Origin of the sequence: Sphingomonas sp. HMP9 (assembly GCF_013374115.1) — a bacterium.
GTDB lineage: Bacteria > Pseudomonadota > Alphaproteobacteria > Sphingomonadales > Sphingomonadaceae > Sphingomonas.
Map to the genome: position 1 here is coordinate 214,459 of NZ_AP022673.1, position 23,043 is coordinate 237,501.

Annotated in this window: 21 protein-coding genes and 2 tRNA genes; 10 read left to right on the plus strand and 13 right to left on the minus strand. The window is 66.9% G+C overall.

Annotated features, from left to right (window positions below):
- Positions 1-5: 5 nt before the first annotated feature.
- Genes HMP09_RS01005 through HMP09_RS01020 form a run of 4 tightly spaced genes read right to left on the minus strand, consistent with a single transcriptional unit; the run spans position 6 to position 3,317 of the window.
- A complete protein-coding gene (locus tag HMP09_RS01005; RefSeq protein ID WP_176498806.1) occupies positions 6-668 on the minus strand; it encodes a methionine ABC transporter permease in 663 nt (220 codons plus the stop codon).
- Complete coding sequence (locus HMP09_RS01010; protein WP_176498807.1) at positions 665-1,399, minus strand: methionine ABC transporter ATP-binding protein; 735 nt, start codon at positions 1,397-1,399, stop codon at positions 665-667. The genes HMP09_RS01005 and HMP09_RS01010 overlap by 4 nt, the downstream gene beginning before the upstream one ends.
- Positions 1,396-2,412 (minus strand): LLM class flavin-dependent oxidoreductase, encoded by a 1,017-nt coding sequence (locus HMP09_RS01015; protein ID WP_176498808.1) that lies wholly within the window; start codon positions 2,410-2,412, stop codon positions 1,396-1,398. Before HMP09_RS01015 ends, HMP09_RS01010 begins: the two co-directional genes overlap by 4 nt.
- Complete coding sequence (locus HMP09_RS01020; protein WP_176498809.1) at positions 2,412-3,317, minus strand: ATP-grasp domain-containing protein; 906 nt, start codon at positions 3,315-3,317, stop codon at positions 2,412-2,414. Before HMP09_RS01020 ends, HMP09_RS01015 begins: the two co-directional genes overlap by 1 nt.
- A gap of 126 nt (positions 3,318-3,443) precedes the next feature.
- On the opposite strand from HMP09_RS01020, the gene HMP09_RS01025 reads away from it, so the two are divergent.
- The gene (locus tag HMP09_RS01025) at positions 3,444-4,085 is read left to right on the plus strand and encodes a peptidylprolyl isomerase (RefSeq protein WP_176498810.1); all 642 of its coding nucleotides are present in this window, start codon (positions 3,444-3,446) and stop codon (positions 4,083-4,085) included.
- Positions 4,086-4,348: 263 nt separating this feature from the next.
- Here the strand turns inward: HMP09_RS01025 and HMP09_RS01030 are convergent, their stop codons facing one another.
- Positions 4,349-5,233: a diacylglycerol/lipid kinase family protein gene (locus HMP09_RS01030; protein ID WP_176498811.1), complete on the minus strand. Its 885-nt coding sequence runs from the start codon at positions 5,231-5,233 to the stop codon at positions 4,349-4,351.
- Positions 5,234-5,324: 91 nt separating this feature from the next.
- Here HMP09_RS01030 and hemB point away from each other — a divergent pair, with 91 nt between their 5' ends.
- From hemB to HMP09_RS01045, 3 genes are read left to right on the plus strand one after another with little or no spacing between them, the layout of a single operon-like run.
- On the plus strand, positions 5,325-6,317 hold the full coding sequence (gene hemB / locus HMP09_RS01035) for a porphobilinogen synthase (RefSeq protein ID WP_176498812.1): 993 nt from the start codon (positions 5,325-5,327) through the stop codon (positions 6,315-6,317).
- A complete protein-coding gene (locus tag HMP09_RS01040) occupies positions 6,314-6,853 on the plus strand; it encodes a GNAT family N-acetyltransferase (RefSeq protein ID WP_176498813.1) in 540 nt (179 codons plus the stop codon). The genes hemB and HMP09_RS01040 overlap by 4 nt, the downstream gene beginning before the upstream one ends.
- Positions 6,846-9,086: a fused MFS/spermidine synthase gene (locus HMP09_RS01045; protein ID WP_232090513.1), complete on the plus strand. Its 2,241-nt coding sequence runs from the start codon at positions 6,846-6,848 to the stop codon at positions 9,084-9,086. Before HMP09_RS01040 ends, HMP09_RS01045 begins: the two co-directional genes overlap by 8 nt.
- 142 nt (positions 9,087-9,228) lie before the next feature.
- Here the strand turns inward: HMP09_RS01045 and HMP09_RS01050 are convergent, their stop codons facing one another.
- Positions 9,229-9,738 (minus strand): hypothetical protein, encoded by a 510-nt coding sequence (locus tag HMP09_RS01050; RefSeq protein ID WP_176498814.1) that lies wholly within the window; start codon positions 9,736-9,738, stop codon positions 9,229-9,231.
- 94 nt (positions 9,739-9,832) lie between these two features.
- Here HMP09_RS01050 and HMP09_RS01055 point away from each other — a divergent pair.
- Together HMP09_RS01055 and HMP09_RS01060 are read left to right on the plus strand one after the other, a co-directional pair.
- Positions 9,833-9,909 (plus strand) — tRNA-Arg (locus HMP09_RS01055).
- Positions 9,910-9,958: 49 nt separating this feature from the next.
- Positions 9,959-10,035, plus strand: a tRNA-Arg gene (locus tag HMP09_RS01060).
- Between the two features lie 8 nt (positions 10,036-10,043).
- Here HMP09_RS01060 and HMP09_RS01065 read toward each other — a convergent pair.
- Positions 10,044-10,973 (minus strand): alpha/beta hydrolase, encoded by a 930-nt coding sequence (locus HMP09_RS01065; protein ID WP_176498815.1) that lies wholly within the window; start codon positions 10,971-10,973, stop codon positions 10,044-10,046.
- Between the two features lie 119 nt (positions 10,974-11,092).
- Here HMP09_RS01065 and HMP09_RS01070 point away from each other — a divergent pair, with 119 nt between their 5' ends.
- Complete coding sequence (locus tag HMP09_RS01070; protein ID WP_176498816.1) at positions 11,093-12,040, plus strand: alpha/beta fold hydrolase; 948 nt, start codon at positions 11,093-11,095, stop codon at positions 12,038-12,040.
- 317 nt (positions 12,041-12,357) lie between these two features.
- Here HMP09_RS01070 and HMP09_RS01075 read toward each other — a convergent pair whose 3' ends face one another.
- The 5 genes from HMP09_RS01075 to yaaA all read right to left on the minus strand — a co-directional run bounded on the left by HMP09_RS01075 (position 12,358) and on the right by yaaA (position 17,710).
- Positions 12,358-12,708, minus strand: a complete 351-nt coding sequence (locus HMP09_RS01075; RefSeq protein ID WP_176498817.1) for a DUF952 domain-containing protein — start codon at positions 12,706-12,708, stop codon at positions 12,358-12,360.
- Positions 12,705-15,500 carry a DNA gyrase subunit A gene (gene gyrA / locus HMP09_RS01080; RefSeq protein ID WP_176498818.1) on the minus strand — a complete coding sequence of 932 codons (2,796 nt, stop codon included), beginning with the start codon at positions 15,498-15,500 and terminating at the stop codon, positions 12,705-12,707. Before gyrA ends, HMP09_RS01075 begins: the two co-directional genes overlap by 4 nt.
- Positions 15,501-15,635: 135 nt before the next feature.
- Positions 15,636-15,914 carry a hypothetical protein gene (locus tag HMP09_RS01085; RefSeq protein ID WP_176498819.1) on the minus strand — a complete coding sequence of 93 codons (279 nt, stop codon included), beginning with the start codon at positions 15,912-15,914 and terminating at the stop codon, positions 15,636-15,638.
- A 363-nt stretch (positions 15,915-16,277) separates the two neighbouring features.
- A complete protein-coding gene (locus HMP09_RS01090; protein ID WP_176498820.1) occupies positions 16,278-16,964 on the minus strand; it encodes an SDR family NAD(P)-dependent oxidoreductase in 687 nt (228 codons plus the stop codon).
- A complete protein-coding gene (gene yaaA, locus HMP09_RS01095; protein ID WP_176498821.1) occupies positions 16,961-17,710 on the minus strand; it encodes a peroxide stress protein YaaA in 750 nt (249 codons plus the stop codon). Before yaaA ends, HMP09_RS01090 begins: the two co-directional genes overlap by 4 nt.
- Before the next feature lie 163 nt (positions 17,711-17,873).
- Here yaaA and HMP09_RS01100 point away from each other — a divergent pair, with 163 nt between their 5' ends.
- The gene (locus HMP09_RS01100; protein ID WP_176498822.1) at positions 17,874-19,166 is read left to right on the plus strand and encodes a hypothetical protein; all 1,293 of its coding nucleotides are present in this window, start codon (positions 17,874-17,876) and stop codon (positions 19,164-19,166) included.
- Between the two features lie 170 nt (positions 19,167-19,336).
- On the opposite strand, the gene HMP09_RS01105 is transcribed toward HMP09_RS01100, so the two are convergent.
- On the minus strand, positions 19,337-19,804 hold the full coding sequence (locus HMP09_RS01105) for an Lrp/AsnC family transcriptional regulator (protein ID WP_093399250.1): 468 nt from the start codon (positions 19,802-19,804) through the stop codon (positions 19,337-19,339).
- A 197-nt stretch (positions 19,805-20,001) separates the two neighbouring features.
- Here HMP09_RS01105 and HMP09_RS01110 point away from each other — a divergent pair, with 197 nt between their 5' ends.
- Together HMP09_RS01110 and HMP09_RS01115 are read left to right on the plus strand one after the other, a co-directional pair.
- A complete protein-coding gene (locus tag HMP09_RS01110) occupies positions 20,002-21,918 on the plus strand; it encodes a sensor histidine kinase (RefSeq protein WP_176498823.1) in 1,917 nt (638 codons plus the stop codon).
- Positions 21,915-22,898: a WalW protein gene (locus HMP09_RS01115; protein ID WP_232090515.1), complete on the plus strand. Its 984-nt coding sequence runs from the start codon at positions 21,915-21,917 to the stop codon at positions 22,896-22,898. The genes HMP09_RS01110 and HMP09_RS01115 overlap by 4 nt, the downstream gene beginning before the upstream one ends.
- The last annotated feature ends 145 nt before the right edge of the window (positions 22,899-23,043 follow it).

Below are 23,043 nucleotides of genomic sequence, written 5' to 3' on the forward strand. Positions count from 1 at the left end.
GGTTCCTAGCGGCGGGTAAAGTGGCGGGCGAGCGCGTCGCCGGCATATTGGAGGATCTGGACGAGCACGACCAGCAGCACGACGGTGACGACCATGACGTCGGTCTGGAACCGCTGATAGCCGAACCGGATCGCGAGATCGCCGAGGCCACCCGCACCGACCACGCCGGCCATCGCGGTGAACGACACGAGCGCGACGGCGGTGACGGTGGCGCCTGCGATCAGGCCGGGGAGGGCCTCGGGGATCAGCGCGCCGGTGACGATCTGGCGCGTGGTCGCGCCCATCGCCTGCACCGCCTCGATCGTCGTGCGGTCGACCTCCTTGAGCGATCCCTCGACGAGGCGGGCGTAGAAGGGCGCGGCACCGACGACGAGCGGCGGGATCGCGCCGGCGACGCCGAGCGAGGTGCCGACGAGCATGACGGTGAGGGGGATCATCACGATCAGCAGGATGATGAACGGCACCGAGCGGAGGATGTTGACGATGATGCCGAGCACGGCGTTGGCGACACGGTTCTGCGACAGGCGGCCTTGTCCGGTGAGGTAGAGTAGCACGCCGAGCGGAAGGCCGAGCGCGATCGTGAGGATCAGTGATCCGGCGAGCATGATCAGCGTGTCGAGGCACGCCTGGCCGATGTCCGACCAGTCGATGTTGGCGAAAAAACTCATGCCGCGAGTGCCGCCAGTATGCGCTTCGTCGCCGGATGCTGGGCGTCCGCGAAGATGTCGGTGACCGCGCCCGTTTCGACGATGCGGCCGCGTTCGAGGACGGCGACGTGGTCGCAGACGTAGCGGACGACGTCCATTTCGTGCGTGATCAGGACGATCGTCAGGCCGAGATCTCGGTTGAGGTCGCGGAGCAGCGTCAGCACCGAGCGGGTGGTTTCTGGATCCAGCGCGCTCGTCGCCTCGTCGCACAGCAGGATGTCAGGATCGGTGGCCAGCGCGCGGGCGATGCCGACGCGCTGCTTCTGGCCGCCAGACAGCTGGGCGGGGTATTTGGTGGCCTGGTCGGTCAGGCCGACGCGGTCGAGCAGCGCGGCGACCTTCGTCTCGCGCTCGGACTTGGCGACGCCGGCCAGCACCAGCGGGAACGCGACGTTTGCGGCTACCGTCCGCGAGGACAGCAGGCCGAAATTCTGGAAGATCATGCCGATCCGCCGGCGTAGCGTCCTCAGGTCCGCGGACGAGAGCGACGCCACGTCGACGCCATCGACCTCGACGCGGCCCGAACTCGGGCGTTCGAGCGCGTTGATCAGGCGGATCAACGTCGACTTGCCCGCGCCCGACTGGCCGATCACGCCGAACACGCCGCGCGCCGGGATTTCGAGCGACACGGCGTCTAGCGCCGCGGCCTCGCTTGCCGGGTAGGTTTTCGTAACGTCTACGAGACGGATCATGCCGAGCCCATGACCTGCACAGCGAACCGCTCCATTTCCTCGGCCTGCGGGCTCATCTGGAGCAGCAGCAGGTCGAGGCCGGCGGCCTCGTACTCCGCGATACGCTCCTTCAGCTGTTCGGGCGTGCCGACCAGATTGGGGCGCAGGCCGCGGTTCGAGACCGAATATTCCTGGATCTTCATCTCGCGTTCGAGCTGTGTGCCCGACAGCCACTGGTCGAAATTGGCATAGCCCGCGGGGAGTTCGGTGACGCTGGTGATGCGCTCGAGTTCGCGCTTCGCCTCGGCCTCGCTGTCGCGGACGATCGCATAGGCGGCCATGCCGTACTGCATCGGTGCGCCGCCTGCTGCTTCGCGGCGTGCGGCCATGTCGGCGATCTTGGGTGCGATCGCGGCGGCGGGGTCGCCGTGCATGACGTACGCGTCGCACTGCGCGGCGATCAGCGTCTTGGCCTTCTCGCTCTCGCCGCCGGCATAGACGGTGGGGCGCTTGGCGGGCTTGGGGGCGCAGATCGCCTGTTCGGTGGTGTAGAACTGCCCGGCGAAGTCGAACCGCTCCTGCGTCCACAGCCCGTCGACCACGGTCAGCCATTCGGCGGTGCGCGCATAGCGATCGTCGTGCTGGTCGAACTGGAGGCCGTACTGTTTCGCCTCGTCCGCCCACCAGGACGACACGACGTTGAGCGCGAGCCGCCCGCCCGAGATCCGGTCGATGTTCGCCGCCGCCTTGGCGAACAGCGCGGGGTGGTGGAAGTTCGGGCGGACCGCGACCATCAGTTCGATGCTGTCGGTCACCGCAGCCAGCGCCGCCGCGGTCGACCACGCATCGAGCGCGGGCTGTTCGAGGCCCTTGATATCGTTCAGGTTCAGCTCGGCGATCAGCGTCAAGTCGTAGCCCCAGCGCTCGGCGTTCTGCGTCAGCGCCTTGGTATAGGCCCAGCTCGCCTCCATACCCTCGTCGGGGACGTTGCGAAGCCAGCCGCCGAAGACGGGAGTCCAGTAACCGTAGCGCATCAGCGGGCCTTCTCGATCTGTTCGACCAGGTAATCGACGAGCCGGTCGTGCGGGTCCCAGCCGAGGACGTCCAAGGGCTTGGCGACGAAGTTGGACAGCGCGTTGATGTCGTAGAAGCGCGCTACGCCGTCGCGGTCGTCGATCATCACCTCTACCCCGCCGACGTCGAGATCGACCGCGCGGACGATCGCTTCGGCGGCGTCGCGCAGGGTCGGCGAGGGCTCGACCGCGGCCATGCTGATGCCCGATCCGGGGACGACGCACGCATCCGCGGGACAGAGATCGAACGCGCCGCCGCCCGCGACCTCGATCGCGTAGAGGAATTTGCGGTCGAGCGTCTCGATCCGGGTGATCGCACCGTCGCGGACGGGGACATATTCCTGGACCAGCAACACGCCGTCGACGCTGCTCGGCAGGCCGTTATCGGCCGCGGCGGTGCGGAGCTCCTCGAGGCTGTCGAAGCGGATGATGCCCGCGCCCGATCCGCCGATGTTCGCCTTCACGACCAGCGGGAAGCGCAGCGTCTGCGCGGCGGGGACGACGTCGGCGGCGCGGTGGACGACGCGCGTCTCGGGGATCGCGAGCCCGAGCGACGCGATCAGCGACAATTGGCGCGCCTTGGATGCGTCGATCGCGAGCACGTCGGCGCCGTTGATCACGCGCGCTCCGGTGCGGCGCCAGTGGTCGAGCATCGCCATCGTGTCGAAGATCGGATGCTCGTCGTTGCGCAGGAAGCTCGACATCGCGATGCGGTTGAACACCACGCGGCCGGGAGCGGTCTGGTCCGCGGGGTTCCAGCATCCGTCGGGCGTGGCGCGCGAGAAGTCGACGCCGCGGCGATCGAGCGCGGCGAACAGCGGTTCGAACCAGAGCGGGTGCTCGTAGAGAATGGCGAGATCGGTCATCGTTCGACGGATACGCATTGCGTGCGGACGTGCAAACCCAAGCAAAACTTTGCGGTGGGCAATCTCGCATCGTTCTCGGCTGATGTTCTCGGCTGACAGCGCGCGTTTGGCGCGGTAGCCTCGGCCATGATCTTGAAAACACTTGGCGCGTCGCTCGTCCTTCTCTGTGCCGTTGCCGGTTCGGCGCAAACCGTAGCGCCGGCGGCACCCGCAACGCCCGTTCCGGCCGAGGCTGTGCCTGCGGCGACCGTTTCGATCGTGATGACGACGAGCGAGGGGGTGATCACGCTGGCGCTGGAGAAGGATCGTGCGCCGCTGACGACCGCCAATTTCCTGCGCTATGTCGACCAGAAGCGGCTCGATGGGGTCACGTTCTACCGCGCAATGAAGCTCGGCGCGGAGTCTGGGTTGATCCAGGGCGGGCCGCAGGGCGATCCGAAGCGTATCCTGAAGCCTGTTCCGCACGAGCCGACGACGACCACCGGCCTGTCGCATGTCGACGGCACCATCTCGCTCGCGCGGTTTGCGCCGGGGAGCGCGACGGCGGACTTTTTCATCACGGTCGGGCCGGTGCTGTCGTTGGACGCGAACCCGGCGGGAACTGGGGACACCGCTGGGTTTGCGGCGTTCGGGCATGTGGTTGAGGGAATGGACGTGGTGAAGCGCATTCTTGCTGCGCCGACCTCGCCGACGGCTGGGGTGGGGGTGATGAAGGGTCAGATGATCGCCGCGCCGGTTAAGGTGCTGACGGTTCGGCGGGTTAAGTAGGGGTTCCGTTTCCGTTTCCACCCCGGCGAAGGCCGGGGCCCAATTGGCAAGGCTGAAGTAACGGTACGCCGCCCTCAGTTAGCGACGTCCCCCAGTTGGGCCCCGGCCTTCGCCGGGGTGGTGTGGGAGGGTTACTCCTCCCCAAAATGTATCCCCGCAAAGGCGGGGACCCAGACTGGGCTCCCGCCTTCGCGGGAGAACAAGAGGGAGCAGGAAACAGGGATGCGAGGGCGTCGACCGATAGCGGCCGTCGCGCGCAGCCCTCAAGCCGGCGCCATCACCCGGATGATCCCCGCTGCCACCTTCGCCGTCACCGGGGTCTTCGCCAGCACCTCGCCGTCGATCGAAATCGGCAGCGGGGGGATGGTGTTGATCTTCAGGCTCTTGCCCCGAAAATCGCGCACCTTCTCGTGCCGCGACTCGAGCCGGAACACGCTGGAGACCCAGTTCTGCACCAGCCGGCGCTTCACGTGACCCATCACCGCCTGCACGACGATCTCGCCCGAATCGACTGCCGCCGCGTCGACCAGTTCGGTGCCGCCATGATAGGGCCCGTTCGAGATCCGTACCTCGACGACGCGGATCTTCACCGCGGTGGGCCCTTCGCCGACGATCAGCGTGAACGGGCGGAAACGGAGATATTGATAGGCCGCCCAGGTCAGATAGCCGACCTTGCCGAAGACCTTCTTGAGGCCGTGTGGGACCGTCTCGGCGATCTTCGGGCTGATGCCCATCGCCGCGCAGTTCGCGAAATAATCGCCGTCGATCATGCCGAGATCGATGCGGCGCGGCTTGCCGGTGCGGATGACCTCGACCGCGCCTTCGATGTTCAGCGGAATGCCGAGCGTGCGGGCAAAGCTGTTGGCGGTGCCGAGCGGGAGCACGCCGAGGATCACGTCATGCCCGACCATCAGGTCGACGAGCCCGCTGACCGTGCCGTCGCCGCCGCCGAGGATCAGCAGGTCGGGCTTCTTGGCCAGCGCGCGCAGGACGGTCGCCTCAAGCTCGTCGGGATTCTCGACGGCGTGCGCATCGACATCGTAGGGCAGCCCCGACATCGCCGCGCAGGCGCGCTTGAACATCGCCTGTCCTTTGCGCGACTTGGCGTTGACGACGAGCGCGGCGGAGGTGATCGTATCGTTCGGCATGAGCACCCCAACGCACGGAATGCGGTTTCGCACCCGTAACGCTCGACCCGTAACGCTTGATTGGCCCGCGCGCATCACGCAAAGCCCGCGCATGACCGCAAGCTATCCCGCGCTTCGCCTCCGTCGCACCCGCGCCTCCGCCTGGAGCCGCCGCCTCCATGCCGAGACCGTGCTGACTCCCGCCGACCTGATCTGGCCGCTGTTCGTGGCCGAGGGGGAGGGGATTGAGCAACCGATCGCCAGCCTGCCCGGCGTCTCGCGCTGGTCGGTCGACGGGATCGTCGCGCGCGGTCGCGAGGCGCGCGACCTCGGCATCCCGTGCATCGCGCTGTTCCCCTACACGCAACCCGAACGCCGCACCGACGACGGGCGCGAGGCGTTGAACCCGGACAATCTGATGTGCCAGGCAATCCGCGCGCTCAAGGACGCGGTGCCAGAGGTCGGCGTGCTGACCGACGTTGCGCTCGATCCCTATACTAGCCACGGCCATGACGGGCTGGTCGACGCGGCGGGCTATGTCGTCAACGACACGACCGCCGAGATGCTCGTCGCGCAGGCGCTGAACCAGGCGAATGCGGGCGCGGACATCATCGCGCCGTCGGACATGATGGATGGCCGGATCGGCATGATCCGCAGCGCGCTGGAGGCGGACTCGCACCACAATGTCCAGATCATGTCCTACGCCGCCAAATATGCCAGCGCGTTCTACGGCCCGTTCCGCGATGCGGTCGGCAGCCGCGGGCTGCTCAAGGGCGACAAGAAGACGTACCAGATGGACAACGCCAACGCCGAGGAAGCCCTTCGCGAGGTCGCGATGGACCTGGCGGAGGGCGCCGACACGGTGATGGTCAAGCCGGGGCTGCCCTATCTCGACATCATCGTCCGCGTGCGCCAGGCGTTCGAGGTGCCCGTGTTCGCGTACCAGGTGTCGGGCGAATACGCGATGATCGAGGCCGCGGTCGCCGCAGGGGCGGCCGAGCGCGACGTCATGGTGCTGGAGACGCTGATGTCGTTCAAGCGCGCGGGTTGCTCGGGCGTGCTGACCTATCACGCGGCGCATGCGGCCAAACTGCTCGGCGGATGATCGAGACCGAGCGGCTGACCTTGCGCGGCTGGCGCGACGACGATGCCGCCGCGCATCACGCGATGTGCGCCGATCCGGCAGTAATGGCCTATCTCGGGCCGCCGCCCTCGCTCGCCGAGTCGGCGGCGGTGGTGGCACGTCAGACCGCGATCCTCGCCGACTATGGCGCGTTCTTCTGGGCGCTCGAACGGCGCGATACCGGTGCCTTTATCGGCTGGTGCGGGATCAAGCCCGGGCCGGTCGGTACGCCGATCGAAGACAAGCCCGAGATCGGCTGGAGCCTGGTCCGCGACGCGTGGGGGCAGGGGTACGCGCGCGAAGCCGCCGAGGCGGCGCTGAGTTGGGGCTGGGCTCGGCTCGACCTGCCGACGATCTGGGCGATCACCGTGGCCGCCAACCGGTCGAGCCGGACGCTCATGGAACGGCTCGGCATGAGCCGCGTGGTCGACGGCGATTTCGATCATCCCAAGCTCGCCGAAGACGATCCTCTCCGCCGCCACATCCTCTACCGGATCGACCGTCCCGCCTATGTCTGAGAACCATTTGGGCGAGCATCGTCCGTTGATGGCACGCTGGTGCCGGACGATGTTCGTCGCGACGATCCTGACGGGATCATTCCTGCTGTTCCTCGTCCAGCCGATGGTCGCGCGGATGGCGTTGCCGCGGCTGGGCGGGGCGCCGGCTGTGTGGAACTCGGCGATGCTGGTGTACCAGGCGCTGCTGCTCGCGGGCTATGCCTATGCGCATTGGCTCGGGCGCGTTCGGCCGCGGGCGCAGGCGGCGATCCACCTCGGCGTGCTGATCGTCGCGGCCCTGTGGCTGCCGATCGGCCTGATCGCAATGGACCTGCCGGCGGATGCGCTGCCCGCGCTCTGGGTGCCGTGGCTGCTCGGGCTGTCGATCGGGCCGTTGTTCTTTGCAGTGTCCGCGCAGGCGCCGCTGATCCAGCGCTGGTTCAGCGCGGCGAGCGGCGGCGGCGACCCCTATGCGCTGTATGCCGCCTCCAACCTCGGCAGTTTCGCCGGGCTGATCGCCTACCCGCTGCTGGTCGAGCCGCTGATGGCGGTGCATGGCCAGAGCCTGTTGTGGAGCGGCGGGTATCTGCTGCTGATCCTGTTGGTGCTCGCGTGCGCCACGCGCCTGCCCAAGACCGCGGCGGTCGACCATGTCGCCGCGACCAGCCCGCCGCCAAGCGCCAGGCGGATCGCGCACTGGATCGCGCTGGCGCTGGTGCCGTCGGGGATGATGCTGGCGACCTCGACCTATATCACCACCGATATCGTCGCGATGCCGCTGCTGTGGGTGATCCCGCTCGGGTTGTACCTGCTGAGCTTCAGCGTGGCGTTCGCGAACGATCGCTGGCTCGCCGACGTGCTGACGCGGATCGCGCCGATCACGATCCTGCTGTTCGGCGGGATCATCATGGGTGGGGTCAACGAGCGGCCGTTCTTCAGCGCGGGGATCGCGCTGGTGCTGCTGTTCATGATCTCGGTCGCACTCCATACCGCGCTGTATCGCAAGCGACCGGCGCCCGATCGGCTGACCGGCTTCTATCTCGCAATGTCGGCGGGCGGTGCGCTCGGCGGAGTGTTCGCCGCGCTGGTGGCTCCAGTGGTGTTCGACTGGACGTACGAATATCCGCTGCTGATCCTGGCGGCGGGCGCGCTGGTGCCGCAATTCTATCTGTTCGGACGGTTCCGCGCGCTGTGGAGCGGCAAGGGACCTGCGAAACACGTCGCGTTGCTGGGGATCGTCACCGCGATCCTCGTCCTCACCGGGCTCAGGGTCGGCAATCCGGATGGCGTGTTCGGCGACAGCCGCCAAGGCCTCGATTTCCTCGTGATTGCCGCGATGGGGTCCGTCGCGATCGGTGCGCGGCGGCCGTATCTGGTCGTACTGGCGGGGGCGCTGGTGCTGTTCGGTGGGTATCGATCGCTCGAGTTCTCGCTGGACCCGGGGGCGCGGGTGCGGAGCTATTTCGGCGTCTATACCGTGCGCGACACGCCGGGGCCGAATGGCGGCGTTCGCGAGCTGGATCACGGGACGACGGTGCACGACATCCAGTTACGTGGGTCACCCGAGCGCGAGCGGACGCCGACGACCTATTACGCAGCTGGATCCGGCGTCGGGCAGGCCATGCTCGCCGCGCCCAGGCTGTACGGTCCGCAGGCGCGGATCGGCGTCGTCGGGCTCGGGACGGGGACGCTGTCGTGCTACGCGCGAGCGGGCCAGCGCTGGCGGTTCTACGAGATCGACCCGGCGGTGGTGCGGATCGCGCGCGATACGGGGCAGTTCACCTATCTGTCGCGCTGCCTGCCCGGATCCGAGATCCGGATGGGCGATGCCCGGATAGCGCTGGCGCACGATGCGCCCGACAGCCTCGATTTGCTCGCGCTCGACGCGTTCTCGTCGGATTCGGTGCCGATGCACCTGATGACGCGCGAAGCGTTCGCGACCTATGGCCGAGTCTTGTCGCCGGGCGGCCTGCTGCTGGTGCATATCTCCAACCGCTTCATCGACCTGGAGCCGGTGATCGCAGCGGCGGCGCGAGAGGGCGGGTGGACTACGGTCGAACTGAAATACCGTCCGTCGAGCCAGCTGGTCGACCGTGCATCGGCGTCAGACTGGGTGGCGTTGTCGCGCGATCCGCGCGCGATCGCGGCGTTGCGGTCGGGGGATCCCGATTGGGCGCCGTTGGTGCCGCGCAAGGGCTTCGGCGTATGGACCGACGATTACTCGACGGTCCTGCCGTTGTTGAATGGGTTCTAGCCGTTCGATCCTTCCCCCGGCGGGGAGGGGGCACCGCAGGTGGCGGAGGGGGGAGGACACGCAACCGATCCTGGCGCTTACCTCCCCCTCCGTCTGGCAAGTGCCAGCCACCTCCCCCTGGCGGGGGAGGATTGCGGATGGCTCAAGCAGCCGGAAGGCTTGCCTGGATGCGCGCGATCGTGGCGCCCTGGCGATCATTCTCGGCCTGCGCCTTGTCGCGGATCGCGGCCAGCGCGGGGTAATCGGCTTGCAGCGTTGCGGCGCGATCGGTGGCGTGCTGTTCGATGTCGGTGACCAGCGCCGACGATTGCGCGCGCCAGTCGTCGAGCCCGGCCAGCGCGGTCTGCGCGGCGAGCCACGCATCGCTGCCGACCGCGGCGCCGCGGGCCGTCCGTGCGAGTGCATCGGCCCTGGCCGCATCGCGCGTGAACCCGGTGCTGATCGCATCGAGCCTGCCCGCGATCGTCCGGATATCCGCGTCGAGCGCCGGATCGGGCGTCGCCACCACCGTCTTCACCTCAGGCTCGGCGAATCCCAGCTTCTCGACGGGCCGTAGACCGAGCGACGGATAGGCGGTGGTATCCTTGCTGCACGCCGACACCGCGAGCACGGCAATGAGCGACAGCGATCGAAGCGAGGAGGCGCGTTTCATGCCTGCCGCTCTATGCGTCCGCGTCGTTCGACACAACTTTATCGCGGCAAACCCTTGCGCCCCGGAAAATGCCTGCTATCAGCGCCCCTCCAGTGCACCCATAGCTCAGCTGGATAGAGCATCAGACTACGAATCTGAGGGTCGGGCGTTCGAATCGCTCTGGGTGCACCAGGATTTTCCGCTTCATAGCGGCGCTGCTGAGCCATCATGGCAAGGCGATGCACCCATAGCTCAGCTGGATAGAGCATCAGACTACGAATCTGAGGGTCGGGCGTTCGAATCGCTCTGGGTGCACCATTCTTCCATCATCGGGCGTCGAGCCAGCGGGCGATGCGGTCCAGCAGCCGGTTGGTCGCGTCCATTCGCCCGCCCATCTGCAGGAACGCGTGGATCATGCCGTCGAACCGGTCATGGTCGACGGCGACGCCGGCGTCGCGGAGACGCTGGCCATATGCCTCACCCTCGTCGCGCAGGGGATCGTTCTCGCAGGTTATGAGCAGGGTCGGGGGCAAAGTGGCAAGGTCGTCTGCCAGGACAGGCGACGTGCGCGGATCGGCGCGGTCTGCGTCTGAAGCGAGATACAGGTCGATCTGCCGCTCGAGCGATTGCGCGTCGATGATGTTGCCAGTCTCGCTACGGCGCGACGGGTAGGCGGCATGGCGGCGCAGGTCGGTGTTCGGGTAGAGCAGGATCTGGCCGTGTAGCGCAGGTCCATTTTCGGATGCTGCGCGGGCGGTGAGCGCCGTGGCGAGCGTACCGCCTATACTGTCTCCCGATATGACGACGCGCGACAGGTCGATCTCTTGCGCGTCGGCGTGTCCGGTCAGGCCCAGCAACGCCGTCCAACAATCGTCGAGTTGCGCGGGGAAGCGGTGTTTGGGCGCCAGGCGGTAGGATGGTGCGGCGACCAGCCACCCGGTTCGGTTCGCCAGCGCGCGCAGGGCCGGATCGTGTCCGTCGATCGACCCCGCGATCGCGCCGCCGCCGTGGATATGCAGCAGGAGCGGCAACGGGCCGGGTTTCGGGCGATAGAGGCGGACGGTCAGCGGACCGGACTCGGAGGGCATCAGGAGATGCGTGATCGCATGGACCGGTTCCGGATCGCCGGAGAAGGTCTTCAAGAGCGCCGTCTGGTAGCGGAAGTCAGCCAGCCACCGCGCATCGTCGGCGTTCGGATCGACGTCGGGCGCGAGTGCCGTGATCGTGTCGAGTATCGTTCGAGCCTGTGGATCCACCCGCGCATCTCCTTCGCGGATCGGACGTCCGGAGGCTGCGACCGGTTCCATGGATTACGCGGCTGCGACTTTGGACAAGGCCGGGCGTTCAGCGCACTATGGAATCGAAGGAGATTGCGATGAGTCGGACGGGCAAGGGATTGATCGGCGGGGCGCTGCTGGCGGCGGTATCGGGGATCGGGCTGTCGCTCTATTCGAGCCGGATCGCGCGTCGTGCCGAGGAACTGGTGCCGGCGGAGGGACGCTTTCTCGACGTCGCGGGGGCACGACTGCATTATATCGACGTCGGCAGCGGGCCGACGATCGTCATGGTCCACGGCCTTGGCGGGCAGTTGCGCAATTTCAGCTATGCGCTCGTCGACCTGCTGAAGGACGACTATCGCGTGATCGTCGTCGACCGGCCGGGCTCGGGCTATTCGACCGCCACCGGGGCCATGCCGGGGATCATCGGGCAGGGCGCGATCATCGCCGACTTCATCCAGAAACTCGGGCTCGATCGACCGTTGCTGGTCGGGCATTCGCTGGGCGGTGCGCTCAGCCTGGCGGTCGGGCTCGACCATCCGCACCTGGTTCGCGCGCTCGCGCTGATCGCGCCACTGACGCGGCCGCTGGAGCAGGTGCCCGAGAGCTTCCGTGGGCTTGCCCGCATCCCCTCGGGCGCGCGTCTGGCGTTCGCGCAGGTGCTCGGCACACCGCTGAGCCGGTTAACCGCGAAGAAGACGCTCGAAGGCGTGTTTGCGCCCGAGGCGGTGCCGGATGATTTCGTGACGAGGGGCGGCGGCGCACTGTCGGCACGGCCGATCGCGATCGCGGCGGCGGCGGCGGATCTCGCCGGGGCGAATGACGACGTGGCGGCGATGGTCGACCGGTATGCGGAGATCGGCGTGCCGGTGCGGATTCTGTTCGGGCGGCAGGATGCGATCCTCGATCCGGCCTGGAACGGTCACCGGACGGCGGCTGCTATTCCAGGCGCCACGATCGACACGATCGAGGGCGGGCACATGATCCCGATCACTGCGCCTGAGGCGTGTGCGCGGTTCGTGCGGGCTGCGTTTGCGGCTGGGTGAGGCTCGGAACGCGGAGATCACTCACGAGGTAGCTCTACCCCTGCGAAGGCCGGGGCCCAATTGGAAAGGTGGGCGTAATCGAGGGGGTCGCTCCGTCAGCTACCGCCCCCATTTGGGCCCCGGCCTTCGCCGGGGAGGTGGCTTTGTGGGAGGTGACGGACGCACCTGACGGTTGGATTGCGGTGAATTGCAACTGCGCAACCTGAGGCGACGCAGTTAGTCAATCGAGCGCCATCTCCCATCGCCTTGTTCTCCCGCGAAGGCGGGAGCCCAGACTGGGCTCCCGCCTTCGCGGGAGAACACGTTATGCGTGGGGCTCAGCCCGCGACGGGAAGCTTCACCTTGCCATCGTCATCACGCTCCAAAGCGCCGTACGACAACACGACCTCCAGCAGCAGCGGACCACCGTAGATATGCGGGAACAGCTGCCCGCCCCGCGACTCTTCCCACGTCACGTCGTCGCCGAGCGCTTCGAGATCGATCGCCGCGACGTGCAAATCCGACTGACCGGCGAAATGCTTGTCGACCGTCTCCGTCAGCTGCTCGGCCGTCGACAAATGGATATAGCCATCGGCCAGATCGACCGGCGCGCCGGCAAAGCTGCCGCTTTCGAGCGTCGCCAGCTGCTCGCCGGTCAAGACCTTATAGGCGATCGGATCGCGGCTCATTCGCCGTCCTCCAGGCCCTCAGTAGGATCGCCCGCCGCCGTATCCTCGCCGATTGTCGCGCCGGTGTCGGGCGCCAGCTCTGGCGTTGCGTCGGCCAGGTTGATCTCGGCGTCTTCCTCGGTTTCCTCGATCCGTGCGGCCGAGACGACGACCTCGCCCTTGGCCACGTCGAACAGCTTCACGCCCGCCGAATTGCGGCTGATGACTCGAAGCGACGCCAGCGTCGTGCGGATCAGCTTGGCCTGGTTAGTGACCAGCATCAGCTGATGCCCCTTGGCCGCGGCGAAGCTCGCGACGACCGGGCCGTTACGCGCGATGTTGTCGATGTTGGTGATGCCCTGACCGCCGCGGCCGGTGCGGCGGTAGTCATAGGCGCTCGACAGCTTGCCGTACCCGTTCTCGCAGACCGTCAGGATGAACTGTTCGCGGTCCTTCAGATCGTTGTAGCGCTCGTCGCCCATGCCGTGATCGCCCTCGCGCTCGCCCTTCCAGGGGGCGAACTTCAGGTAGGTCTCGCGCTCCTCGGGCGTCGCGCCGACACGGTGGAGGACGGACAGCGAGATGACCTCGTCGTCACCCTTCAGCGTCACGCCGCGCACGCCGGTCGAGGTGCGGCTCTGGAACTCACGGACGTCGTCGCCGGCAAAGCGGATCGCCTTGCCGAGGCGGGTCGCGAGCAGCACGTCGTCATGCTCGCTGAGCAGCGCGACGCCGATCAGCTTGTCCTCGGAGCCTTCGCCGTTTTCACCGGGCTCGAAGCGCATCGCGATCTTGCCGTTCGACGGCACGTTGGTGAACGCATCCATCGAATTGCGGCGGACGGTGCCGCGCTGCGTCGCGAACATCACGTGGAGACGGCTCCACTCGCTCAGATCCTCCGGCAGCGGGAGCACGGTCGAGATCGTCTCGCCCGGCGCCAGCGGCAACAGGTTGATCATCGGCCGGCCACGCGTGGCGGGGCCACCCTCTGGCAGGCGCCAGACCTTGTAGCGATAGACCTTGCCGAGGTTCGAGAAGAACAGCACCGGGGTGTGCGTCGAGGTGACGAACAGCTCGGTGACGACGTCCTCGTCCTTGGTCGACATGCCCGCGCGACCCTTGCCGCCACGCGCCTGCGCGCGGAACGTGTCGAGGCTGGTGCGCTTGATATAGCCCTGCATCGTCACGGTGACGACCATGTCCTCGCGCTCGATCAGATCCTCGTCGTCGATGCCGTTGGCGGCAGCCGCAATCTCGGACCGGCGCGGCGTGGCGAATTCGTCGCGGATCGCGATCAGCTCGCCGCGCATCACTTCGTACAGCTTCGCACGGTCGCCGAGGATGTGGAGCAACTCGCCGATCGTCGCGGCGAGTGCTTTCAATTCGTCGCCGATCTCGTCGCGGCCGAGCAGCGTCAGGCGGTGCAGGCGGAGATCGAGGATCGCGCGGACCTGCGGCTCGGACAGCTTGTAGATGCCCTCCTGCTGCTTGTCCTCGACCGCCTCGACCAGCGCGATGTACGGCGCGATCTCTTCGACCGGCCATTCGCGCGCGAGCAGCTTGCCGCGGGCTTCGGCGGGGCTCGACGACCCGCGGATGATCTTGACGACTTCGTCGAGGTTGGTGACCGCGATGACGAGGCCGAGCAACAGATGCGCGCGGTCGCGTGCCTTGGCGAGCTCGAACTTCGAGCGGCGCGTGATAACCTGTTCGCGGAACGTGATGAACGCGCCGATGATGTCGCGCAGATTGAGCAGCTCGGGGCGGCCGCCGCGGATCGCGAGCATGTTGGCGGGGAAGCTCGACTGCGCGGGCGTGTGGCGCCAGAGCTGGTTGAGCACCACGTCGGGGGTCGCGTCGCGCTTCAGGTCGATGACGATGCGGACGCCCATGCGGCTCGATTCGTCGCGAATGTCGCTGACGCCTTCGATCCGCTTGTCCTTGGCGGCTTCGGCGATCTTCTCGACCAGGCCGTTCTTGCCGGTCTGGAACGGGATCTCGGTGAGCACGATCGAGCGGCGATCGCCCTTGCCCTCCTCGACGATATGCCGCGAGCGGACGATGATCGAGCCGCGGCCGGTTTCGTACGCCGACTTGGCGCCCGCGCGGCCGAGGATGATCGCGCCGGTCGGGAAGTCGGGACCGGGGATGATCTCGAACAGCTGCTCGGTCGTGATCGCGCCGTTTTCCATGTACGCGAGGCACGCGTCGATCACTTCGCCGAGATTGTGCGGCGGGATGTTGGTCGCCATGCCGACGGCGATGCCGCCTGCGCCGTTGACCAGCAAATTGGGATAGCGTGCCGGCAGGACCGAGGGCTCGCGCTCCGAGCCGTCATAGTTGGGCGTGAAGTCGACGGTGTCCTTGTCGAGATCGCCGAGCAGCGCATTCGCCACCTTGCCGAGACGGGCCTCGGTGTAGCGCATCGCCGCGGGTGGATCGGGATCCATCGAACCGAAGTTGCCCTGACCGTCGATCAGCGGCACGCGCATCGACCAGTCCTGAGTCATACGCGCCAATGCGTCGTAGATCGAGCTGTCGCCGTGCGGATGGTATTTACCCATCACGTCACCGACGATGCGTGCGGACTTGCGGTAGGGCTTGCCGGCGACGAAGCCGCTTTCATGCGCGCCGTAGAGAATGCGGCGATGGACGGGCTTGAGGCCGTCGCGGACGTCGGGCAGCGCGCGCGCGACGATAACGCTCATCGCATAGTCGAGATAGCTCGACTTCATCTCGTCGACGATCGAGATGGTGGCAATGCCGGCCGTCTCGCCGCCGGTGGGTTCGGCGAGTATGGTCTCGTCGGTCAAATCTGAACGCTTTCCGGTTGTGTCGGTATGATGACACACCTTAGCCGAGGGGCGTACGCCTTACTACCCCCGCGCACGCGTACGCACGCGCTTACGTACGAGGGGGGGAGAAGGGTTTCATCGCTAATTCAGGGGTTATTTGCAGGCGGCCTTGGTCTTGTTGCCGGCGAGCGAGCAATTGTACGTGACGGTCTTCCCGTTCACGAGCTTGGCGGTGACCATGCGACCCTTGGCGACGGTCGTCGTGCGCTTGGCGACCTTGGTGTTGCCCATCGGCGTGGTGGTTTTGGTCGTCGTCGTGTGCGTTGCGACAGTCTTGGGCTGCACGGTCTTGGCTTGCGTCGCGGCGATCGCGGCGGTGCCGGACAGGAGCGCGCCGCCGGCGAGAATTGCGAGGGGGAGGGACTTCTTCATGCGGGTATCCTCTCGTTTCGGCCTTGGTGGACGATGCGCAGAGAATGGGCGCGGGGACCTGACCGGAGAGTGGCAGCGCGGTGAAATCCGCGTCATCCGCGGGGAGGGGGGGCTGTCATCACCTCGTCATTCCCGCGGAGGCGGGAACCCATAATGGAGAAACTCGCGGTGCGATCGCTGCCGTCCGAGCGTATGGATCCCCGCCTGCGCGGGGATGACGATGGGGTGACGTGACCATTTCAGTTCTCCTGCGCACGCAGGAGTCCAGGGTTACGGGCGGTATCGCTTGGGGTCCTGGGCTCCTGCGTGCGCAGGAGAACGGCGCCAGGAGAACGGCGCCAGGAGAACGGCAGGGCGCAATGACTAAGGCGTGACTTCGACCCCGTCCCACGCGAACAGCTTGCCGCTGTCGGGCGCGCGCAGGCCGTCGATGACGTCGAGCAACTGCACCGCCGCCCGGTCTGCCTTGAACAGGTTGCCCGGGGTCACATTGCCCTGGAACGGCGCCGACAGCCCGGTGTCCACAGTCCCCGGATGCAAGCCCACGACGATGCCGCTCGAATTGCGGCGCTTGTCCTCGATCGAGATCGTCTTCACCAACTGGTTCAACGCGGCCTTCGATGCGCGGTAGCCGTACCAGCCGCCCAACCTGTTATCGCCGATGCTCCCCACGCGCGCCGACAGCACCGCGAAGACGATCCGTCCCGCCTTGGGCATGGTCGGCAGGAAGTGCTTCGCCACCAGCGCCGGCCCGATCGCGTTGATCGCGAAGTTGCGCGCCATCCACACCGGGTCGAGCTCGCGCATCGCCTTTTCGGGCCCCTTGTCGCCGTCGTGGAGCAACCCCGTCGCGACCACCACCAGCGTTGGCGAGCCGACCCGCAAAGCCGCCGCCGCGATGCTCGCCTCGTCCTCCAGGTCGAGATGCCGGTCGCCGCTCTCGGAGCGGGCGAACCCGAACACCGTATCGAACGCACCTTCCTCGATCAGCGCCTCTTCCAGCGCCTTGCCGATCCCGCCCGAGGCACCGATGACGACCGCGCTGCTCACTTGCGCACGAACCGGAACTGCGCGTCGCTGCTGCCCGCCGCGTCATAGGCATAGCCGTCGCTGTCGAACCCCTTGATCCCCTCGACGTCGTCGACGCGGTGCTCGACCAGCCACCGCGCGACCATGCCGCGCGCCTTCTTGGCGTGGAAGCTGACGAACTTCTGCGCCTCGCCTTCGCGGAAATCGATCGCGACCACCCGTATGGAAGACGGTAGCTTACCGTCCGCCGCCGCCCAATATTCCTGACTGGCAAGGTTCAGGATCGTCCCCGAGCCCTCCGCCTCGACGTCGTCGGCAAGCAGCTTGGCGATGCGGTCGCCCCACCAGTCGGTCAGCTTCGTCTTCCGCGGCGCCCAGCGCGTGCCCATCTCGAGCCGGTACGGGCGCATCTGGTCGAGTGGCCGCAGCAGGCCGTACAGCCCCGACAGCATCCGCACATGATCCTGCGCATAGTCGACCGCCGCTTCGTCGAGCGTCTTCGCCTCCAGCCCGGTATAGACGTCGCCTGCGAACGCGAACATCGCCGGCCGCTCGGGCAACGTGTCGAAATCGCGGAACCGATCCGCGTTCAGCTTCGCCAGCGCCGGCGAGATATGCATCAGCTCCGCCAGCTTCTTCTGCGTCAGGTGCGCGGCGGCATGCGCCAGCGTCTTCGCCTCGTCGGCGAACCGCGGGGTGGTCGGGTCGAGCTTGGGCAACGCGCTCTCGTAATCGAGCGTCTTGGCGGGCGAGAGGACAGCGATCATCGCCGCGATCTAGCGACGGCCGGGGGCGCGTTCAATCGACGTTCACGCGCAATCGCACATCCGCGGGATCCAAGCCGCTCGCTTGAACGTATGCATGGCGGATCATATAGCGTCGTCGCGCGCCACTTACGTAAGCGGGCCGACGCAGAGGGAGAGTTTCCGCATGAAGACCATTTCCAAGCTTGCACTGATTGCGGCGTTCGCCACCGGCACGAGCGGCCTTGCGCTGTCGGCGCCTGCATTCGCCAAGGACAAGAAGACCGATGCGGCGCCGGCAATGAAGCTGAGCCCCGAAGTCCAGAAGCCCGGCATCGCTGCGCAGACCGCACTGACGGCCAAGGATTACGCCGGCGCGCAGACCGCGATCGACCAGATCGATGTCGCCGCCAAGACCGATTATGAGAAGTATATCGGCGCCGCGCTTCGCTATCAGCTCGAGAGCGAGAAGCTGGTCGCCGCGCAGACCGCCAACCCGAACGCGCCGATGAACGAGACGACGCTGGCAAAGCCGCTCGACGCGCTGATCGCAAACCCGGCGACGCCGGTCGCGGATCGGGGCCGGTACGCCTATCGCCGCGGTGTGCTCGCGTTCAACGGCAAGCAGTATCCGATCGCGCTCCAGTATTTCGCCAAGGCGAAGGAGCTCGGCTACACCGATCCGAACCTGCCGCTGCAGGTCATCAAGGCGAAGATGGACAGCGGCGACGTCGCGGGTGCGACCGCCGACCTGGATGCCAGCATCGCGCAGATGACGGCGTCGGGCCAGAAGGCGCCGGAGGAATATTACCGGTACGCGATCGCCAAGTCCTACGCTGCCAAGCGCAACGCCGATACGATGGCGTGGCTGAAGAAGTGGATCACGGCCTATCCGACCGCGAAGAACTGGCGTGACGTGCTGATCCTGTCGGGGATCCAGGCGAACGCGCTGATCCCGCTCGACGAGGGGCAGAAGGTCGACGTGTTCCGCCTGATGCGTGCGACCAACGCGCTCGCCGACCAGACCGACTATCTGCAATATGCCGACAGCGTGAACCGTCGCGGCCTGCCGAGCGAAGCGCAGGCTGTGATCAAGGAAGGTCTGGCTCAGGGCAAGATCCCGGCATCGAATACGATGGCCAAGGGCCTGCTGGCCGACGCCAGCAAGAACATCGCCAATGATGGTCCGTTGTCGGGTCTCGAGAAGCGCGCCGCGGCCGCACCGAACGGCAAGCTCGCCGCGGGTACGGCCGACGCGTATCTCGGCCAGAACAACTATGCCAAGTCGATCGAACTGTATCGCCTGGCCCTGACCAAGGGTGGCGTCGATGCCGACGACGTGAACCTGCATCTTGGCATCGCGCTTGCGCGGTCGGGTGACAAGGCCGGCGCTGCGACGGCCTTCTCGGCAGTCAAGGCGTCGCCGCGGGCGGACGTCGCCGGTCTGTGGACGACCTGGCTCGGCGCACCGGCTGCCTAAGGCCACAGCGTCTTGAATCGGGAAGCGGGGCGGCAGAGATGCCGCCCCGTTTTCGTTTGTGGTTCTGGCCGGCCGGGCGCCGCATCCAAACTCCGCGCCCTTCCGGAGAGGGGCGGCGGTTAGTCGACGTCTCAATCCTCTCCCTTGCGGGGAGGATCGAGGAGCGAAGATTACTCCACGACCACCGGGATCCCCGACAGCGCCTTCGCCGTCCGGATCGTCAGCGACGTCTTCACGCTCGCGACGTTGGGCGCCGGAGTCAGATGCGTCGTCAGGATTTCCTGGAAACTCTTCAAATCTGCCGCAACGATCTTCAGGATGAAGTCGATTTCACCGTTGAGCATGTGGCATTCGCGGATTTCGGGGATGTCGGCGATGTGATGCTCGAACGCGGCGAGGTCGTGCTCGGCCTGGCTGCGTAGCGACACCATCGCGAACACGGTGATCGGGAAGCCCAGGCGGCTGGCATCGAGATCGGCGTGATAGCCGCGAATGGCACCGGCCTCCTCAAGGGCGCGGACACGCCGTAGGCAAGGCGGCGCAGTGAGCCCCACCTGGTCGGCCAGATCGACATTGGTCATCCGACCGTCGGCCTGCAACAGCGACAGGATCTGGCGATCGATCCGGTCAAAACTCATTTCACGCAACTCCCGATAGGCATCGCAAACCAAGCGATTCATTCTTCATAGCGATAAGATTGTTGCGACGAAACGCAATTGTCCCACAATGCGACGAAGGCCAATGCCTACCGAAATGGGTTGTTCCTTCGCCAGGCCGCGCGCGTTAAGGAATCGGTACGGAGAGCGTGCTAAGCCCGCTGAAGCCGGGGAACGATGTGCGGTTCGACGATAGCCTGAAGACGATCCTTGCCGCCGACATGGCCACCGATTTCGGTGCGCAATCGGCATGGCGGCAGTTGGTCGACCTGATGGGACGCGGCCGCATGGCGGTCGACGCGCCGGCCATTGCCCGGTTGCGCCTGTTGCGTCAGGCGGTGCCGGTCGAGGTTCGTGCAGCCAGCGCGCGCGCGCTCGCCTTTGCAAGGCCCGATGCGAACCTTGTCGGGTTCTTCGCAGAAGACGTCCTGGCGATCGCCGCACCGGTGTTGCGGACAGCGGACCTCGAGCCCCACGAATGGCTGGAACTCCTGCCCCGACTGACGCCGCAGAGCCGCTCCGTCCTGCGTCATCGTCGTGACCTTGCGGCGGAGGTCCAGCGCGGGCTGCTGAGCTTTGGTCCGACCGATTTCGTTTTGCCGCACCCCGACGCGCCAATTGAACTGGTGGTCGCCGAGGATGAGCCGGTCGTCGCCGAACCGGTCGTCGCCGAACCGGTCGTCGCCGAACCGATCGTCGCCGAACCGATCGCACCCGAGCCGGCGCCTGTCGAACAGGCGGCAGTCGAAGAGGCGCCGATCCGCGCGGCACCGGTCATGGAGGTTGCCGAACCTGCTCCCGATGACGGTCCCGAACTGTCGCTCTATTCCGCGCCACTGAGCGAGACCCCGTTCATGGCGCTCGGCGCGGTCGCGCGCGGCCTGCCGTTCGTTGCCGAGGCGTTTCGCCACGCCAAGCTGGCCGAGACCGAGCCGCCCGTGGTCGAGCCTGTCGGACCGCCGCCGGCCGACCGGTTCGAGATTTCCGACCTTGTCGCGCGGATCGAGGCGTTCAACCGCGATCGCACCGTCGACGCTGCGGCGCCGACGCCAGCGGCCGCCGAGATCGAGGGCTTCCGCTTCGAAACCGACGCGCAAGGCATCATCCGCATGGTCGACGGCGTCGCGCGATCGGCGCTAGTCGGCGTGTCGCTCGCCTATGCGGCACAACAGGGTGAGGCGCATCTCGACGGCGTCGCGGCGGGGGCGTTCCGTCGCCGCTCGCGGTTCAGCGATGCGCGACTCGAAGTGGGCGGATTGTCCGACGCGTTCGGATCGTGGCGGCTGTCGGGCGTGCCCGCGTTCGAGCACGCCTCCGGACGGTTCATCGGTTTTCGCGGGACCGGGCGTCGCCCGCGGTCCGACGAGACGGCGGCACCGGCCAAGCCCGTATCCTCGCCCGTGTCCGATTCGCTGCGCCAGCTCGTCCACGAGTTGCGCACGCCGACCAACGCGATCGCCGGGTTTGCCGAACTGATCGAGACTCAGTTGCTCGGCCCCGTGTCGCCGACCTACCGCGACCGCGCCACGGCAATCCGGACGCAGGCCGGCGACCTGCTTTCCGCGATCGACGATCTCGACACCGCGGCGCGGATCGAAGGCCGTGCGCTCGACCTCCGCCCGACGACGGTGCCGGTCGGCCCGCTGCTCGACCGCGTGACGCGCGATCTGGCGCCGCTGGCGTCGTTGCGCGGCGCTCGCCTCAGCACCGCGATGCCGGCGGGCGACTGTGAGATCCTGGGCGACGACCGCGCCGTCGAACGACTGGTCGGTCGCCTGCTCGCCGCCTTGGTCTCGGCCGGCCGGAACGGCGAACATCTCGGCATCGTCGTGCGTCCGGCCGCCGATGCCGTGACGATCGAGTTCGATCGCCCCGCCGCGCTTGCTGCCTATGCGACCGATGTTCTGCTGAGCATCGACGCCGAACAGGAGGGCGACGGCGCGCCTCTGCTGGGCACGGGGTTCGCGCTTCGTCTCGCGCAGAATCTCGCGGTCGAACTGGGCGGGGTGCTGACGATCGGGCTGGACCGCCTGACTCTCCGGCTTCCGGCCGCGAACATGGTCGATGTGGAGCGGATCGCCGACGAACAGCGGTGACGTATCGCCCACCGCGCCCGACGGACGCGCAACGCGTGGTGTGGCCCGACGATTTCGGCACCCGCTTCACCGTGTTTGTGGACGTCGAAGAGGAATTCGACTGGACCGCCCCCCTCGATCGCCGAAATCGCGCAACGACGGCGATGGCTGCGTTTCCTGCCGCCCACCGGCGGTTCGTCGAGCGCGGCGTAGCCTTGAATTGCATGATCGACTACCCGATCGCCACCGACCCGGCGTCGGTCTCGATCCTGTCGAGCGTCGTCGAGGACACGCGGTCGGAGATCGGAACGCAACTGCACGCCTGGGTCAATCCGCCGTTCGCGGACAGCGCGCCGCCGGGATCGAGCTATGCGGGCAACCTTCCATATGCATCGGAAGCGGCCAAGCTCGAAACCCTGACAAGGGCAATCACGGCCGCGTTTGGTCGTGCCCCGCGCGCCTATCGCGCCGGTCGCTACGGCATCGGCTCCAACAGTTTCGCGCTGCTCGCTGGACTTGGCTACCGGATCGATAGCTCGGTCCGCCCTGGTTACGACTATCGGAGCGACGGCGGCCCCGACTTCATGATGGCAGATGCCGAGGCCTATCGTTCGGAGGGCATCGTCGAACTGCCATTGACCACGGTTTTTACCGGCCGCGCGCGCGCTGGTGGTGGTCGGTTGTACCGTGCGCTCAGCCATGTGCCGAAGGGCAGGGGTTTGTTCGCGCGCACCGGTCTGCTGTCGCGGATCGCGCTAACCCCCGAGGACATGCCGATCGCGGCCGCGTTGGAGGCTGTCGCGGTCGCGGCGGGCGAGGGGTTGCGGTTGTTCAACCTGTCGTTTCATTCGCCATCTCTGGCACCGGGTCACACACCGTATGTCCGCGACGCCGCCGACCTGAAGCGGTTCCATGCATGGTGGACGACGATGCTCGACGAGTTCGATCGCCGCGGGATCCGCAACGCCTCGCTCGATGAGATCATCGTGGCGCTGGGATAACGTTCGTCGTTTGCCCGCCGCCGTTCTCCTGCGCACGCAGGAGCCCAGGGTCACGATCGGCGCATTCTGCAATCCTGGACTCCTGCGTTCGCAGGAGAACATGATACGAAAAAGGGCGGCCCGTTGCCGGACCGCCCTTCTGATA

What these genes read in the sequence shown, in the direction of transcription:
- HMP09_RS01005 (WP_176498806.1), bottom strand. Translation starts at nt 668, where the DNA reads ATGAGTTTTTTCGCCAACATCGACTGGTCGGACATCGGCCAGGCGTGC.
- HMP09_RS01010 (WP_176498807.1), bottom strand. Translation starts at nt 1,399, where the DNA reads ATGATCCGTCTCGTAGACGTTACGAAAACCTACCCGGCAAGCGAGGCC.
- HMP09_RS01015 (WP_176498808.1), bottom strand. Translation starts at nt 2,412, where the DNA reads ATGCGCTACGGTTACTGGACTCCCGTCTTCGGCGGCTGGCTTCGCAAC.
- HMP09_RS01020 (WP_176498809.1), bottom strand. Translation starts at nt 3,317, where the DNA reads ATGACCGATCTCGCCATTCTCTACGAGCACCCGCTCTGGTTCGAACCG.
- HMP09_RS01025 (WP_176498810.1), top strand. Translation starts at nt 3,444, where the DNA reads ATGATCTTGAAAACACTTGGCGCGTCGCTCGTCCTTCTCTGTGCCGTT.
- HMP09_RS01030 (WP_176498811.1), bottom strand. Translation starts at nt 5,233, where the DNA reads ATGCCGAACGATACGATCACCTCCGCCGCGCTCGTCGTCAACGCCAAG.
- hemB (WP_176498812.1), top strand. Translation starts at nt 5,325, where the DNA reads ATGACCGCAAGCTATCCCGCGCTTCGCCTCCGTCGCACCCGCGCCTCC.
- HMP09_RS01040 (WP_176498813.1), top strand. Translation starts at nt 6,314, where the DNA reads ATGATCGAGACCGAGCGGCTGACCTTGCGCGGCTGGCGCGACGACGAT.
- HMP09_RS01045 (WP_232090513.1), top strand. Translation starts at nt 6,846, where the DNA reads ATGTCTGAGAACCATTTGGGCGAGCATCGTCCGTTGATGGCACGCTGG.
- HMP09_RS01050 (WP_176498814.1), bottom strand. Translation starts at nt 9,738, where the DNA reads ATGAAACGCGCCTCCTCGCTTCGATCGCTGTCGCTCATTGCCGTGCTC.
- HMP09_RS01070 (WP_176498816.1), top strand. Translation starts at nt 11,093, where the DNA reads ATGAGTCGGACGGGCAAGGGATTGATCGGCGGGGCGCTGCTGGCGGCG.
- HMP09_RS01075 (WP_176498817.1), bottom strand. Translation starts at nt 12,708, where the DNA reads ATGAGCCGCGATCCGATCGCCTATAAGGTCTTGACCGGCGAGCAGCTG.
- HMP09_RS01085 (WP_176498819.1), bottom strand. Translation starts at nt 15,914, where the DNA reads ATGAAGAAGTCCCTCCCCCTCGCAATTCTCGCCGGCGGCGCGCTCCTG.
- yaaA (WP_176498821.1), bottom strand. Translation starts at nt 17,710, where the DNA reads ATGATCGCTGTCCTCTCGCCCGCCAAGACGCTCGATTACGAGAGCGCG.
- HMP09_RS01100 (WP_176498822.1), top strand. Translation starts at nt 17,874, where the DNA reads ATGAAGACCATTTCCAAGCTTGCACTGATTGCGGCGTTCGCCACCGGC.
- HMP09_RS01105 (WP_093399250.1), bottom strand. Translation starts at nt 19,804, where the DNA reads ATGAGTTTTGACCGGATCGATCGCCAGATCCTGTCGCTGTTGCAGGCC.